The sequence below is a fragment of the Bartonella massiliensis genome, assembly GCF_902150025.1.
GTDB classification, from domain to species: domain Bacteria; phylum Pseudomonadota; class Alphaproteobacteria; order Rhizobiales; family Rhizobiaceae; genus Bartonella; species Bartonella massiliensis.
The window spans coordinates 44,122-60,088 of sequence record NZ_CABFVS010000004.1; the positions used below are offsets into that span (position 1 = coordinate 44,122).

A 15,967-nucleotide genomic window follows, 5' to 3' on the forward strand; every position below is an offset into this window, starting at 1 on the left:
AACTATACAGCAGCTGTGAGTACCCGCTTTAAGAATCCAGATGGTTTATAAATTGGCAGGGGGAAATCCTTGCTCTTTGAAATGTGGGGAGGAGGCAAAGTTGCGTTATTCTATAGAATAATAAGGACTTGCCTTTTTATCGCGAGAATCACTCTTTCATTTAATTTTTTATGCAATAAATTGAATAAATGCGATAAAGATTCTGACAAACTGAAGGACTACAGTGATTATTATTATTAAACTGAAGTTATTGTATAATTTTGTAAAAGTGCTTCTGTGTTTCGAAAAAGCAAATCGGCACCATCATTCACGCTTGCAATGGTTATAGCCTTTGGTATGTAAGATGGCTCATAAGAGGTATTTAGCTCTTTCTTGAATATTTTTTCCATACTCCAGTTTGTATTGTGTAAGAAAATAGTTTTGATCGATCCAACAGAGAAAAGATTTGAAATGAGAGAGTCTTACGATTTTCGGGTCTCTCATTCAAGTTGAATAACGCTATATTATATTTATAAATCAATAGTTTATATGATTATTGAAACCTTCGTTTAATGATGTGGTTGATGATATAATGTGGATCAATGGTAAGTTTTTTTTAAACTTCTTGTATCCTCAACGAGAAAGATGATGGTGTACAATATGTATAACAGAGTGGAATGTAATAGGGTGGATGACGTTAATTTTTGCGTATTGCACTAAAGCGGGCAGCTTGTTGGAGGGGGAGTGCTTTGGCATCAAAAGGGTGTAAGAGGGTTTCTGCTTTTGTGATGAGCGCATTTCGCTTTTTTTGGGTTTCTTCAATGCCATAAAGGCGAACAAAAGTTGCTTTTTGTGCCGTTTCATCTTTTCCAGCGGTTTTGCCTAGGGTCTGCGTGTTAGCGGTGACATCAAGAAGATCATCGGTTAATTGAAAGGCTAAACCAAGATAGGTTCCAAAAGCCGTCAATTTTGTCGTTAATTCTTTGGACGCTTTGCCAATGATGGCACCTGCTTGGCAAGCAAAGCTCATCAAAGCTGCTGTTTTCATGCGTTGTAGTGTGATGATGTCAGTACTTTCTTGCGGTTTTTTTTCCGCTTCAAGGTCCAGCATTTGTCCCCCTAGCATACCGCCAAGCCCAGCTGATTGTGCAAGAGCCGTGATCAATTTTATTCTGATATCTGTAGATAGTGCACACGCTTTATGGGCAATGATTTCAAAGGCAAATGTCAAGAGAGCATTGCCTGCGAGGATTGCTGTTGCTTCATCAAATTCTATGTGAACGGTAGGTTTTCCACGCCGGAGGGTGTCATTATCCATAGCCGGAAGATCATCGTGAATGAGCGAATAACAGTGAACACATTCTAAGGCACATGCAACATCAAGTGAATGCTCTACAGGGATATCAAAAAGTGCAGCACTTTGAATCAACAGAAAAGGTCGCAGGCGTTTTCCACCGTTCAGCACGCCATAGCGCATGGCTTTGAGTAAGTTTTCAGGGCGCGAAATTTCACCATTTTGGATGTGATCACTTAACAGTGTGCTTAGTCGCCTTTCAACGGTGTGGCCATGTTTTGCAAGAAGGGTAGTAAATTCGTGCATTCTTACTTCCTTTGTTTTGACAAAAATGAAATTATGAAGTTTCAAGAGAAAGGCTGTTGCTCTTTTCCTTGTTTTCATCAATTGCTGTAGCTTTTTATTAAAAATAAATGTCTCTTTATTATGCGTATCTCTACTGTATGCGTAAATCCCTTTTAAAGCCAAATAAAAATTAAATGTTCATCTTATGAAAAGGTTTTTATTGCTGTATAAGACTTCCAAGTTTTTCGGTGTTTTTGATATTGACTGAATTGTTGTGACATCATTTTTGGTAAAAAGAAGATTATTTTTGGTACGAGGAGGATCATTTTGACATTGCCTCTTCTTTTTTATCAGTGTATAATGCTCTCAAAATTTTATGGTGTTTTTAAATGAAGCATTGTCATTTTTGACATTGCTTTTTCTGTTTTAATGGATTTGGAGTGTCTTTTTATGGCTGTACCTAAACGAAAAACCTCTCCAGCGAAGAGGGGCATGCGCCGTTCGGCTGATGCTCTGAAGGCGCCGACTTATATCGAAGATAAAAACTCAGGTGAATTGCGTCGCCCTCATCATATTGATTTGAAAACGGGAATGTATCGTGGACGTTCCGTTTTAGTGGTTAAGGACTGAGAATTTTTATTTCTCTTTTGCGTTGGTGAGCTTCTCTTTGATTTATTGGTGAATGCACGTTCTTAAGCCGTGCATTTTCTGGCTTGAGGTGTCTGTTGATATGTCCTTGTGTCGCTCTCATGCGATTGATTTGAAAACGGGAATGTCTCGTGGGCGTTCCGTTTTAGTGATTAAGGCTTTAGAGTTTTATTTCTCTTCTGCGTTGGTGAGCTTTTCTTTGATTTATAGGTGAATGCACGTTCTTAAGTTGTGCATTTTCTGCGTTTCCTTGAATAGAGAGTGGGCTTTGCTGTAGAAAAATGATTCTATTGTGGGGGATGATTTTCTTGTTTTCTTGAGAGGCTATAAAGGATTTCTTATGTGCGGAGTCTTTTATGATGACTTTGTTAAGAGCTTGGGTCTTGATATAAGTTAGCTCACGCATGGAATTATTTTCTTAAAAAGATTTTTAAAGAGCTGTTTTCTAGGGATGGTAAAAGACAAACATAAAAATAATCAACGTTATTGGAATTATGAAACTGTATATTCTGTCTGTATCGCACTTCATGTTATAGTTTAGGGGGATATCCATTTCGTATTCTACAAGATATTGATTTATCATGATAATTTATCGTTATTCATATTGAATTAGAACCTCAAATATCGTAAAATTTTCTCATTTCAAATCTCTTCCATGGTAAATCAATCAAATATGAACCATCTTAAGTGCCAAGGTTTATCACAACACTCAAAGGCTGGCACATAGTGTGATAATGTCGGCTTGTTACTCTATGAGATCGTAAAATATCGTTATTGGGGGTGGTTGACTCAAGACTTTAAGCATGAGGTATTTTTATTGGGAATGTGTGATGAATGGCCAATGAGTTTTATAGAGTTTATCGTATAACATGCTGTTTTCAGTAAAAGGATTATGATTTATAAAGATTATTCATTGTTTTACGCTTTAAATGAAAGGGTTTTATTTTTTTATTTAAAATCTGTTTTACGCTGAAGCGAGGACGATTTATTTACTTGCGCATTGTAAGTGGGGATGGTCTATGGGTAAAAATTGTATAAGAAAGGAAAAATACCTCTAATGGACACCTTCAAATAGAAGGGGTGTTAAAATATTGGAGGCTCAATGGTTGCGGGTGTCTTATAAGCAGAAAAAGAAAACTTTCTAAGACAGAAGGGGCCCATTTAATAATCGTTCGTGCTTTTGGGTGAAAAGGTGCATGAAATTTTTTATGAGAATTGCGCTTTCTTTTCATATTTTTGAGCTAAGAATTGTGCATATATTTTTCTTATTTTTATGAATATAAGGGACTTGTTACGAACAGCTTGTCAAAATAAGAAACGTCAAACCAGTATCATGGGTTTTGAAGTTATTTTATCAAAGTCGGTATGGTCTTCTTCATTCATAGCTTGTTTATGAATGGTTTTATGGCATTGTTTACTTAAATTTTACCTAAGCTTATGCTTTTTTATTGTTTGTCAATTAAAATATAATCCTTAGCAGTATGTTTGAGACAGAGATTGAGACTTTAGAGTTTTGTGAGTCGTTCCAGATTTTATGTATCGAACTGGCGTGAAGAATATTGGAATATATCTTATAATTTTTGAAATGAGAAAGCTTCATTTTGCAAATATGACATTGCATGTGATGTTGCAAGGGGTGATGCCAACGCTCATTTTTTAATTTAGCCTTATCATTTTCAAAAGTATTTGGACTGTCTGTTAAAGAAGAAGGGGATAGTTTTTTCAATGTCTTTATTCTTCTCGTTTTTAATGGGGGCATGCTTTTCATACAAAATAGAATACCTTAAATAGAAGATATTTGATGTGGAAGCTTCACGTTTTTTTTAAGAAAATATTTCTTGATGTGTTTTTAAGCTCATTTTGTGATGGTGCTTCGTGAATGGTAGAACGGTAAAGCCCTATGAAATAATATAAAATTTATTTATTTTGTCTTGAGGCTTCATAAAGGTGCACGCGAGCACTGGCATATACTTTTCTAGCTCGTGGGTGTTGCGGATAGCTTTTAACTCTTGAAACGGTTTATAAGAGGCATGGCTTTTATGTAAAGTTTTTACTCACATGATCTCTGCGCTTGTAATGGGTAAGCGAGTGTTTTTGATTGATTGAATATGGAATAGATTCAGAATAAAAGAATCTTGCGATATTAGGGGGGGTTAACTCAAGATGAGAAAATGTAAATTATCTTTATAAATCAGTATTTTGAATTGAACGTGTAAGCAATTTATTTTAAGGGTTTAATGTAATCTTTCAGTATTCAGACTTATGAGTGAATATAAAAAATGCTTATTATCATTATAAATCAATGCGTATCTTATCCGTCGAGCCTTTTAAAATATTTCAGCTCCTAACACCATTAATGGACTATGTTTGTGACGTTGCTGATATGCAACAATCTTCTATCGATTTTGTGGCTATCTCTGCATTATGTGGTTTTGTTGCTGTCATTGGAAATAGTGTGCGTATCGCTCCAGAACAACATGCCAATTGGACAATTGTTCCTAATCTCTGGGGGGCTATTGTGGCGCAACCTTCAACCTATGAAAAACACCTACCATGAAAGCTGCTTTAGCCCCTCTCTATGCTTTTCAAGAGAAATGGCATCAAGAATGGGTAAAGCAGAAAAAACAGCAAGAAACAAAAGATATTCTGATTGAATTAGACAAACGAGAAAAGAAAAAACAAGCCTACAAAGCACTCAAAGATCAAGACGAGGAACAAGCCCTTGCTCTTCTTTCTCAAGCTCTTGAACACAAAGAAAGTGACGATGATGACACGCTTAATAAACGACGTCTGATTGTCAACGATGTCACGGTCGAAAAGCTTGGGGAATTGTTAAAAGAAAACCCCCGTGGTCTGTTGTTGGTTCGTGATGAATTATCTGGTTTTTTAGCCAATTTGGAGAGAAAGGAATATCAATCAGACCGTTCTTTCTATTTAACAGCTTTCAATGGCAATAAGCCATATACCTATGACCGTATAGAGCGTGGAACCATTCATATTCCTAATGCAACTCTTTCCGTTATTGGGGGCATTCAACCTTCACAGAATTATTCCAGTCATTCAAGCAATGCACCGTGGAATAAACGATGATGGTTTATTGCAACGATTTCAAATGCTGGTCTTTCCCGATGAACGAAAAGAACGTGAATGGGTTGATAAACCTTTCAAGCAAAAGGCATGGGAAAATTATCAAGAGGTCTTTCGTTCTCTTTATGATAAACCATTAGGATCACCAAAATACCCCATTACCATACGTTTTTCTGCCGAAGCCCAAGAGATGTTTCGTGAATGGTGGGAAAATTTTCAAAAAACAATCAAAGGGGAAAATTTCTATACAAGTTTACAATCATATCTTTTGAAAATGGATAATAAGGCGCATGCGGTGGTAGTGGGTGAAATTTGACGAAAAGTTAGATTATTTATTGGTACTTCAAGAAACGTTCTCCTTGAGAGTACAGAAGGTGATAAAAAATAAAACCAGCATTTGCTGGTTTTATCAAAATATCCTGTTTTTATGAAGAGTGTATTATGCAGCGTAGACAGTTTTGCTGTTTTCAGCTGTTTCATCTCTCTCAGTTTTAAATTCGCGCTTCGGTTTGTTGGAGAGATGCATCTCGATGAGATTGATCGCTTCTGTTTCAGAAAGGCTATTAATAACCGCAATTTCACGTGCCATCCTTTCAAGAGCAGCGGTATAAAGTTGACGCTCAGAGTAGGATTGTTCGGGCTGTATGTTAGAGCGAAAAAGATCACGGACAACTTCGGCTATACAAATAAGATCTCCAGAGTTGATTTTAGCATCATACTCTTGAGCACGGCGAGACCACATGGTTCGTTTAACGCGTGCTTTTCCGCGTAAGACTTTTAAGGCGCGTTCGACGGAATCACCAGCAGATAACTTACGCATTCCAACGGAAAGGGCTTTTGCAATGGGAACTTTGACATCCATTTTATCTTTTGCAAAATGAATGACAAAGAGTTTTAATTTGTGTCCTGCAACTTCTTGATCTTCAATCGCTATAATTTGTCCTACTCCATGCGTAGGGTAGACGATATATTCAGAAGTTGCAAATTCTTTAATCTTGGAAGATGTTCCATGTTGGGATGCCATAATTTTAATTTACTCCCTTATGATCAATAAATGTATCGGAAAACAGGTTATAAACCTGAGGGTTGAGTTTTCTTTAACCAAGTATATTGTACCAATTAAGTGAGCATAAAAGTTGAGTACCTTTAAATCCAAAAAAAATACATTGCTTTATTACAAAAAGCAAAGAAAAATACTTAGAAAGATGATCACGTTAGAGTAACATTAACATCAAACTTCAAAAGAATCAATCATTTCGCTTAAGGATTTTTTATTTTTACAAGAGAAGTCTTTTACTTGTTGAAGAAGGGGTTGTACACTGTATCATTACTCTTCTCCGCTTCCTGGATTTTCTGAAAAATACTTTTCTAATTTGTTTGGAACGCCATCCATTTCTTTTGCTTGAGGAAGAGGCTCTTTTCGGGTCGTCAGATTAGGCCATTTATTGGCATAAAGAAGATTAAGTTCTAACCATTGCTCGAGCCCTGGTTCTGTATCAGGTATAATAGCTTCTGCTGGGCATTCTGGTACACAAACACCGCAATCGATGCATTCATCAGGATGAATGACCAACATGTTTTCACCTTCATAAAAACAATCAACGGGGCAAACTTCAACGCAATCCGTATATTTGCAGTGAATGCAGTTGTCGGTTACGACGTGGGTCAAGATCAAACTCCATTTATTATTTTAATGCTCTTTAGAAGAAAGTGCGTGTGTGTTTTTATGATTGGTGAGTTGATCGCGTAGCACAGCGAGTTTTGCGAAAGGTGAATCAGGGTTAAGACGCTTTTCTTTTTGAAAGGGTTTATGATTCACACGCTTGTCTTGAGATTTATGGAATTTATGAGAACGTTTTGTTTGTGTAGAGGCTTCTTGAGGGGAATTTCCATTCGCATTATCCCCTTTTTTTATAGCGCTTTTGGGTTTATTCTTCCATTTATGTCCGGATTTATCACGTTTTTTTTGTGTATTGTGGTGAAATGGATGCCTATAATGCCATAATAAAATAACTTTATCTTCTGCGAGAGGGGGCGTGGGTTTGGCAAAATTTCCAACAGGTTCAGCTGCTGGTAAATCATTGGTTTTATGGGAGGATTTTTCAATATGAGAGGATAAACTATTCAAGGGTGAAGGTTTTTTTTCTTCTTGTCTTGTTTCTACAATACTGATTGTTTGCCAGTGACTGCCAACACATTCTGCTTCAGGAACATCTTGGGTTGTCGTATTGATAGGAAAAGAGCTTTGGAGTGCAAGAAGATTTTGTTCAAAAACAGTATTGCTTATGCTGTATGATTGGTAGCCAAGTCCTTTGAGGATTTCTTCCATGTCATTTCCATTGGCTCCAAGAATGGACATCATGGCTGGGGTGACAAAAAAACTTTTGCCATCATAAGCACCATCGGGTTTGGGCTCATTTCCTTTTTTCCAATGAAGGGCAGGGCGAATGAGATTGGCAAGACGTTCTAAAATATCAATCCGTACAGCTCGTTGTCCTAAGATGCGATACCCAGCCAATTGATAAAATTGGCGGTTATAGGTAGGTTCAACAATCAAAGAAGTGCGACCAGCAGATAACGCCGTAAAAATTTCACCTAAGCCTGTTTGGTCTTGTCCTGCATTTTGAAGGTTCCACAAAAGGGTAATGGCTTGAACCGGAGCGGGTTTAAGTATTCCTGCAACATAGATATGAAAAGCACCAAAACGCACACCTAGACGCCGAAGCACAGCACGTGATTCTTGCGCAAGGTTTTTGACAAGGTCTAAAACTTCATGGCGGGGTAAAACCCCTAAAGAGTTAAAAAGTTGTAAGGCAAGATTTTTGGTTGAATCTGTTAAATTATCGGCATTGCGCAAATCAAATAGGGGTTTTAAAGCCGTTTCAAAATGAAAGGTCACAAAGCGCTCTAATCGTTTTACGACGTTATCGCGAGATTCTCCAATTAGTTGTTCATCTGCTAAAATAATCAACTTTGGATTGAAAAAATCTTCTGTTGCTACAAGTTGTCCTACGGGTTGACCAATCCAGCGTACGATGCCATCAGAACTGAGGGTAAAATCGCCATTGGCACAAGCACAAAAGCGGGTTGCGCGTTTGGAAAACGCAAGAATCAAATTTTCATTCTCTGTTGAGTGTTGCTTCTCAGCTGTTTGATCAGTATTGTTTTTGTTGGCATAAAAACGGAAACCTTCAAATTTACCCTTTCCGTATTTTTCAATGAGAATATCATCCTGAAAAATCTCGTTCTGTTGAACAATTTTGCTATCCATGATCATTTTCTTTCTTAGTGCAACACTGGTAAAAACCTTTTGCGACAACTCCATAATGCTGCTCTTTCTTTAACACGTTTGTTGCGCTTGCTTCAATCACTCTTGTCGTTTTTTGATGTTTCTTTTTGCGCCTTTAAAACTTAGATACTTCTTTTTTATTCAGTTTTCATTCAGTTTGGATGTTTTATATTTGTAAATTACACTTATTAGTTGTAATGTAAAGCTGAAAGCATAAAAAATAGATTCTTTCAAATTTAAAAGGAAATGGAATCGATCTTCAAAAAAAGCAGTGTGTATTTTGTCTGATCATTTTATTTTTTTCTGTTTTGTTATGAAATTTGTCATGAAAAGTGGAGAGATTTTTTTCAAACATTTCATAGGCAAAAAGGCGTATTGTAGGGGCGTTTTGCAGGTGAAATTATGTCTTACAATAGAAAGTTTTACCATGATCATGAAAAAAACAATTGCGATTATAAAATTACACGCTAAAGTAGTGCGGCATAAGTGGACAACTTTTGCGTTCTTTTTTTTAAGAAGAACAATGATGTCGTTGCCAAATCAATTTTGATAATTTTAATCGCAAGGGGTTATTATGGGTAATCTTTCAAATGCTGTTTATAAAAGCAGCAAAAATTATAGCGATGCAGACAAAAGCTTAGGGCGTAATATGATGCGTTCTGCTATGCAAGCACCTTATCTTGAACGACAAAAAGAGCATGATTTGGCTCTGCGATGGAAAGACAAACGTGATGATGATGCTATGCATCAAATTGCAGCGGCTCATATGCGTTTGGTGATTGCTATTGCGAACCGTTTTAAACGTTTCAAAATGCCCTTAGGGGATTTGGTACAAGAAGGGTATGTGGGCTTATTGGAAGCCGCTGCACGTTTTGAACCGGATCGGGAAGTGCGTTTTTCAACTTATGCGACATGGTGGATACGGGCTTCTATCCAAGATTATATTTTGCGAAATTGGTCAATCGTTCGAGGGGGAACCAGCTCTTCGCAAAAAGCACTTTTCTTTAATCTGCGGCGTTTACGCGCAAAATTGGTGCAAGATGATAGCGCTTTGTCAAAACAGGATATTTTTCGCACAATTGCTGAAAAACTCGGTGTTTCTGTACGAGATGTTGAAACAATGGATTTTCGTTTTTCTAGTTCAGATAACTCTTTGAGCGTTTCTGTTTCTGAAAACAGTGATAATCCTATTGCAAAGATGGATGTTTTGGTCGATGAGAGTCCTCTTCCTGATGCTTTAATTGAGCAAGTGATTGATGGTCAACGGCGTACGCAATGGCTTTACGATGCATTGCAAATTCTCAACGAACGGGAGTTGGAAATTATTCGCTTTCGTCGCTTAAATGAAGAGGGGGCTACTCTAGAAGTTTTGGGTGAAAAATTAGGAATTTCGAAAGAGCGTGTGCGCCAAATTGAAGCACGGGCTTTACAGAAACTACGTTCTGCTCTTCTTACGATTCATTCAGAAGATGCTTATGATATATAAGCCGTGAAGGCTTTTGGGGGAAAAAGGGGAGTGCATAGAGGGGCATAGGGCGTGATGAAGCTGGTTTGAGGGTTTTATAGCTTTATCAAGCAATACGCCTCTCTTTGCGGGTTGCATTGAGCTGTGTTTATGCACAGAGGGAGATTAGAGGGTGAGGTTTGTTTGAGGAGGCTTGCGTGGAAATTAACGTTTTTCTCTCCTTGATAAGTTTATTTAGAAGATCTTCACGCTATAAGCCGTGATAAGGTTTTTGGAGGAAGGAGAGTGCATAGAGGGGCGTGGGGCATGATGAAGCTGGTTGCATTTGCGAATAGATTTGGGGTGGGTGTGATTAAGGTGAGAAAAAGAATCAAGACTATAGCCGATGAAAAAGAAAAAGGAGTCTTAGTCGGTGATAATTTTCACTTTTGTACCGGCGTGTAAAGTTTGAGTCGGTGAGAGGGAATTGAGAATGCGAAAGAGTTTTTCTTTGTTTGGTGTGTGTTGCATTTTATTGGCGAGGTTTGCAATATTTTCTCCTTGTTTAACGCGGATAACACGGATTTTTAAGGGTTTCAATTTTTTTAGCTGCGAAGTTGAAAGGGGATGAAAGCTTTGGATTGTTTTTTGGGCAATTTCTGCAAAATTTTGAGAATTATAGGGGGCGGCTGTCAGAAAACGAAAAATATGATTATTAAACAGAATGACAACCACATCAAATTGCCATTGCTCATGGGTCGCATGGGCTTGTGCTCCAAGTAAGTTTTGACTTAAGTGTCCTTGATGGAGGTATCCTTGGATTGTGATGGGGCGGATAGAGGATGGATCGAGCCCGATAATCCACCCACTTTTCAAATAATCGCTTGCTGACATTCCAGTAGGATGGGCAACAGCATCCAAACGAATCGCAATTTTATTGGGGCCACTTGCCCAAACTGTGTGGGCTGAATATTCTATTGTAAAATTGTTGGGAATAGAAAAAGCGATGCGCCATTGTGGGTGAATAAATTGGTTACCTCGTACAAACCCTGTATAAAGACTTCCTCCAAAAGTCATGCCATCAATGCTTTTGAGAAAAGAATCACGATCCGTGTATCCTCTGTTTTGTTTACTGATTTTACAGGCTTTTTCTATCGCTAGCCGAATGCGTTGGGGGGGGGTTGGGTGAGAGGCTAGAAAGTCTAACGAGGTATTTGGGGTACCAGAGATATTCTGAAAAGCATTATAGGCTTCCATCGTTTTGAGAAAGCGCGGTGAAGCAAATGGATCATATCCTGCTTGTTGAAGCATTTCGAGGGCAATGGAATCGGCTTCCAGCTCTTGATTACGGGAAAATTGCGCGAGTTGTTGCTTATTTTGCATGGGATTGTGAAGTTTTGTGCCCATAGAAGAAAGAAGATGTGAAGACATAGGGTTTGTCATCTTCTTCAACTCTGCTTCTTTTTGTAAGCGTAAAATGCCATGATTGGCTCTGATATGTGCCATCTCATGGGCTAAAATGGCGGCAACTTCTGAAGAATCATTGGCAAGTGCCAGCATACCACGGGTGATGTAGATTGAGCCATTGGGGAGTGCAAATGCATTGACACTTTCTGAGTTTAAAATTGTGACAGAATAGCTTTGAAAAGAATGGTGGGATGCAATGGTGAGTTTACGGACAATCTTTGCTAAAAAGCGTTCAAGTTTTGTATCATGATAGGCACCGCCATACATTTGCAAAATACGGGGGTGTTGCAGAGCGCTTAATGTGACATAGATATTGTTATTGTTGGTACGTTTGATCGTTTTAGAAGAATTGGAAGAAAGCTTATCATTTTGAGAAAGGCGTGTATGACACGCTGAAAGGAGAAGCGTTAAACTGATGAAAGCTGCTCTATAAAGAGGCGAGCGAAAAAGAAAATTCCGTCGAAAAATGGGGTATATTGAACCACGATGCATGTTGTTTCTACGGTGTATTTTGGCAAATTTCATGTGTATTTTTATATCGTATGTTTTTATAAGAGAAGCTTTAGGGGTAAGGATTTGTTTGGCTATATCACGGTTTTTGTTTCTAAAAAATGGCTCTTAAATTTAATTTAAGAGGATGTGAGAGAATAAAATTTTGTGGAAGGTTGTGAAAGGCAAAATATGGCATGACAACATTTACGCTATTATTAAATGGGGATGTTTGTATCACTGATCGTTTGTTGAATCAAATTCAAAACAGTCGGGTGATTGCTGCGGATGGTGGTATGCGCCATGCGGCAGCACTTAATGTGATACCTGAATTGTGGTTAGGGGATTTTGATTCGTCTGATCAGGCTTTGATAGACAAATATAACCATGTTCCGCGTGAGGTTTTTCCCTCTGATAAAGATATGACAGATAGTGCTTTGGCTTGCGAAAGAGCGCTACAAAATGGCGCTAAAAAGCTTATTTTGTGTGGAGCTTTGGGAGGTGAGCGAAGTGATCATAGCCTTTCTCATATGACGCAAGCGTTGATGATGGCTGAAAAAGGCATTTCAGTGTTGTTGACAAGTGGTTTGGAAGAAGGTTGGCCGGTTGTGCCAAATCTTGTTCCCTATGATTTGCCTGAAGAGTGTTTGTTTAGTCTGATCGGTTTTTCTGACTTAAAAGGCTTAACGCTTAAAGGGGTAAAGTGGCCAATTTGTGACAAAAATGTGTCATTTGGCTCTTCTTTAACACTTTCTAACCGTATTTGTGGAACCTTTTCTTGCCATTTAGGTTCTGGAAAAGCTATATTGTTAGCGTCTGTGCCTATGCCATAAAGCTCTTCCAATAATATTTTGAATAAGGCAGGGGGGGGCTTAGTGATTAAGTGCTGACATAAACGATATATTATGTATTGATCTTGAGAAGGAAAGGTTTTGATATGTTAAAATCAATTTTAAAAGTGGCCGTCGTTTCAGCGATTGGCTTCAGTGCGGTGGCCTGTACCACAACTGATGAGCGCGTTGCGCGTTACGGTGTCGGAGGAGCAGCAATTGGTGCTTTGGCTGGAACGGCTATTGGGGGAAGTACGCCTGGAGCAGCGCTTACCGGTGCAGCATTTGGTGCTTTGGCTGGAACAGTAACCGGTGAGGCTGTAAATCAAAGAAGACAACAAAAACGGGCATCACAATTGTGCACCTATCGTGGGCGTAGAGGATATGTTTACCAAGCACCTTGTGCGCAAAGAGTCCCAGTGCAACAATTATGTACTTACCGTGATGCAAGAGGGGTGATGTATCAAGCACCTTGTCCGCGCCGCGTTCGTTAATGACAGTGCCATTACTGCGGCTTGATCGCATTTTCCTAAATTTTGGGACAACGCCTTTGCTCAACCAAGCGAGTTTATCGGTTGAGCAGGGAGCGCGTATTGCGTTGGTGGGCCGTAATGGTTGTGGAAAATCGACTCTGTTAAAAATTGCCGCAGGAATATTAGAGCCGCATGGGGGCGAAATTTTTCGCCACCCTCGGGTGCTCCTTCGTTATGTCTCACAAAATCCAGATTGTTCAGGTTTTGAAGATATTAACGCTTATATGGAAGCGGGGGTGGACGAGACATCTGATGTCCAGTGGATCAATACGCTTCGCACAAAGCTAGGTTTTTCGGGGGAAGAAAAATTAGAAACTCTGTCGGGGGGTGAAAAGCGGCGTGTTTCATTGCTACGGGCTATTGCAGCAAAACCTGATATTTTGTTTTTAGATGAACCAACCAATCATCTTGATTTACCAACCATTGAATGGTTGGAGGGGGTTTTATCTTCTTTGCGTTCAGCCATTGTGGTGATTTCTCATGATCGACGATTTTTAGAAAATGTTACGCATTCAACGGTATGGCTTGATCGTGGCACAACGAAAAGACTGGAAAAGCGTTTTTCAGAATTTGAGAGTTGGCGTGATAAAGCACTGGAAGAAGAAGCACTCGAGCAGCATAAATTGGGGCGTCAGATTGCTCGCGAAGAGCAGTGGTTGCGTTATGGTATAAGCGCACGGCGTAAGCGTAATGTACGGCGCTTGGGGGAATTAAAAGACTTAAGAAAACGTCATCAAACCTATAAAGGGCCGCCGGGAAGTGCACTGTTGAGCGCCGCTAAAAGTCATGATTCTGGTCAATTGGTGCTTGAAGCAAAGAAAATTTCAAAATCTTATGGTGAGCGCGTGATTGTGAAAGACTTCTCTTTACGCATTCAGCGAGGTGATCGCATTGGTTTGGTTGGGCCCAATGGTATCGGAAAGACAACGCTCCTTTCCGCATTAATTGGGCAAGAAGCTGTGGATAGTGGAACAGTGCGGCATGGCTATAATCTGTCTATGGCATTGCTAGATCAGCAACGTATTATCAATGAAGAAGAAACTTTGGCACATTATCTTACAGGGGGGCGGGGCGATACTCTTGTGATCAATGGGCAGGAACGCCATGTGGTTTCTTATATGAAAGACTTTTTATTTTTACCGGAACAAGCGCGCACCCCTCTTAAAGAATTTTCCGGGGGAGAAAGAGCGCGCCTTATGCTTGCACGCCTTCTTTCGCGTCCTGCAAACTTTTTAATTCTTGATGAACCGACCAATGATTTGGATATGGAAACTTTGGATTTGTTGCAAGAATTTATTGCGGATTTTGCGGGAACAGTGTTGTTGGTAAGCCATGACAGAGACTTTTTAGATCGTACTGTAACGCATATGTTGGCACCGGAGGGCGATGGTCATTGGGTTTTATATGCGGGCGGCTATAGCGATATGATCGCACAAAATAAGCAAGCCTTAAAGGTACAACATAAAAAACGCTTACAAGGCAAAGAAATAGAATTATCGCACCATAAAGCCTCTTCAAAATCTCATACGGGCGAGGGCGGAAAACGTGCTTCATCAACAGATTCTAACCTGAATACGAGAGAGAAAAAAACACGGAGCAAATTGTCTTATAAGCAGGTTTATGCATTGGAAAAGTTGCCGGATGAGATTGCTGTGTTGCAAAATGAAATAAAAAAAATTGAACAAGAGCTCTCTGATCCAGCCCTTTATCGCAGTGATAAAGAGCGTTTTGAGCGTTTAACAACAGCGTTGGAAAAAAAGAAAAATACTTGCACACAAAAGCAAGAAAAATGGCTAGAACTTGAAATTTTACGCGAAGAAATAGAAGCCTGTTCACGTTAATGTCTCAGAGATTCATCTCTAAGCATGTTAAGAGATTCGTATTGTATCATCGCTTTTTGTAGAGCGCTTGGACATATTGAAGAAAGACGAGCGTATCCTTGCTAGGAAAGAAACGTCTCTCAAAGTGCACGTCATAGCCATTTTGCGACGGTGCCCCCGTGAATGGTATAACGGTAAATCCATTAAGCACTCCATCTTTGAAGTTTTTCGAAGAAGAAAGTCGGCATCCTCATACACTTGTGCCAGCTTTTGAGTATTGTGGACCAACCCTTGGGCTTGTAAGACGATTCATGAAAAGTCATTTTTAATTCTTATACCGTTTCACTCTACACGACTTATTCTGCTTTTAACGTGCAAATGGGTGGTTTTGATTGATTGAACATGCGAGAGATTTGTCATCAGAGAATTTTACGATATTTAGGTCTCTTATTTAATAGGTAAAATAATGAATTATCTTTATAAATTAGTGTCTTGTGTTTATAAAGAGCCGGTTTTTAAAAATGCGCTTTTGACTGAAGTTTATTTGATTGTGATTCAAAGTGATAGAGCTGGTTAATGAATGCTTGAAGCAAACTTTGACTTTTTATGTTTGTTTTTTTTTTGCAAAAATTTTGATAAAGAAAAAATTATCGCTGCGGTATGTTTTGTCAAAATTTTATCTATGCAAGCTTATCCACACCATCACACACTTCTTTTCGCTTCTAATGTGCGGTAGTTCTTGCCGTTTTAAGAAGATTCATAGGAGGTCTTTAGTCTTTCTTAGCTTTTATCTCTACGCTGT

The 15,967-nt window shown here is 38.9% G+C and carries 10 protein-coding genes and 1 pseudogene; 6 read left to right on the forward strand and 5 right to left on the reverse strand.

Annotation, left to right across the window (positions count from 1 at the left end):
- Positions 1-676 precede the first annotated feature (676 nt).
- Positions 677-1,579: a polyprenyl synthetase family protein gene (locus FNZ60_RS01490; RefSeq protein ID WP_142415991.1), complete on the reverse strand. Its 903-nt coding sequence runs from the start codon at positions 1,577-1,579 to the stop codon at positions 677-679.
- Positions 1,580-2,008: 429 nt separating this feature from the next.
- Between FNZ60_RS01490 and rpmF the strand changes: the two genes are divergently transcribed.
- Both rpmF and FNZ60_RS01500 read left to right on the forward strand, forming a co-directional pair.
- A complete protein-coding gene (rpmF, locus tag FNZ60_RS01495; RefSeq protein WP_005774555.1) occupies positions 2,009-2,188 on the forward strand; it encodes a 50S ribosomal protein L32 in 180 nt (59 codons plus the stop codon).
- A 2,320-nt stretch (positions 2,189-4,508) separates the two neighbouring features.
- Positions 4,509-5,573, forward strand: a pseudogene (locus tag FNZ60_RS01500) (YfjI family protein); the annotation flags it as partial.
- Positions 5,574-5,732: 159 nt separating this feature from the next.
- On the opposite strand, the gene FNZ60_RS01505 reads toward FNZ60_RS01500, so the two are convergent.
- The 3 genes from FNZ60_RS01505 to FNZ60_RS01515 all read right to left on the reverse strand — a co-directional run bounded on the left by FNZ60_RS01505 (position 5,733) and on the right by FNZ60_RS01515 (position 8,564).
- Positions 5,733-6,317, reverse strand: a complete 585-nt coding sequence (locus tag FNZ60_RS01505) for a CarD family transcriptional regulator (protein ID WP_142415992.1) — start codon at positions 6,315-6,317, stop codon at positions 5,733-5,735.
- 303 nt (positions 6,318-6,620) lie between these two features.
- Positions 6,621-6,962 carry a ferredoxin FdxA gene (gene fdxA, locus FNZ60_RS01510; protein ID WP_142415993.1) on the reverse strand — a complete coding sequence of 114 codons (342 nt, stop codon included), beginning with the start codon at positions 6,960-6,962 and terminating at the stop codon, positions 6,621-6,623.
- A 21-nt stretch (positions 6,963-6,983) separates the two neighbouring features.
- Complete coding sequence (locus FNZ60_RS01515) at positions 6,984-8,564, reverse strand: hypothetical protein (RefSeq protein ID WP_142415994.1); 1,581 nt, start codon at positions 8,562-8,564, stop codon at positions 6,984-6,986.
- 592 nt (positions 8,565-9,156) lie between these two features.
- On the opposite strand from FNZ60_RS01515, the gene FNZ60_RS01520 reads away from it, so the two are divergent.
- Positions 9,157-10,068, forward strand: a complete 912-nt coding sequence (locus FNZ60_RS01520; RefSeq protein WP_142415995.1) for an RNA polymerase factor sigma-32 — start codon at positions 9,157-9,159, stop codon at positions 10,066-10,068.
- A gap of 384 nt (positions 10,069-10,452) precedes the next feature.
- On the opposite strand, the gene FNZ60_RS01525 is transcribed toward FNZ60_RS01520, so the two are convergent.
- Positions 10,453-12,018: a M48 family metalloprotease gene (locus tag FNZ60_RS01525; protein WP_185913405.1), complete on the reverse strand. Its 1,566-nt coding sequence runs from the start codon at positions 12,016-12,018 to the stop codon at positions 10,453-10,455.
- A 161-nt stretch (positions 12,019-12,179) separates the two neighbouring features.
- Here FNZ60_RS01525 and FNZ60_RS01530 point away from each other — a divergent pair, with 161 nt between their 5' ends.
- From FNZ60_RS01530 to FNZ60_RS01540, 3 genes are all read left to right on the forward strand, one after another.
- Positions 12,180-12,815 carry a thiamine diphosphokinase gene (locus tag FNZ60_RS01530; RefSeq protein WP_142415997.1) on the forward strand — a complete coding sequence of 212 codons (636 nt, stop codon included), beginning with the start codon at positions 12,180-12,182 and terminating at the stop codon, positions 12,813-12,815.
- A 104-nt stretch (positions 12,816-12,919) separates the two neighbouring features.
- Positions 12,920-13,306, forward strand: coding sequence for a glycine zipper domain-containing protein (locus FNZ60_RS01535; RefSeq protein WP_142415998.1), 387 nt, complete (start codon positions 12,920-12,922; stop codon positions 13,304-13,306).
- The gene (locus FNZ60_RS01540) at positions 13,306-15,186 is read left to right on the forward strand and encodes an ABC-F family ATP-binding cassette domain-containing protein (RefSeq protein WP_142416066.1); all 1,881 of its coding nucleotides are present in this window, start codon (positions 13,306-13,308) and stop codon (positions 15,184-15,186) included. Before FNZ60_RS01535 ends, FNZ60_RS01540 begins: the two co-directional genes overlap by 1 nt.
- The last annotated feature ends 781 nt before the right edge of the window (positions 15,187-15,967 follow it).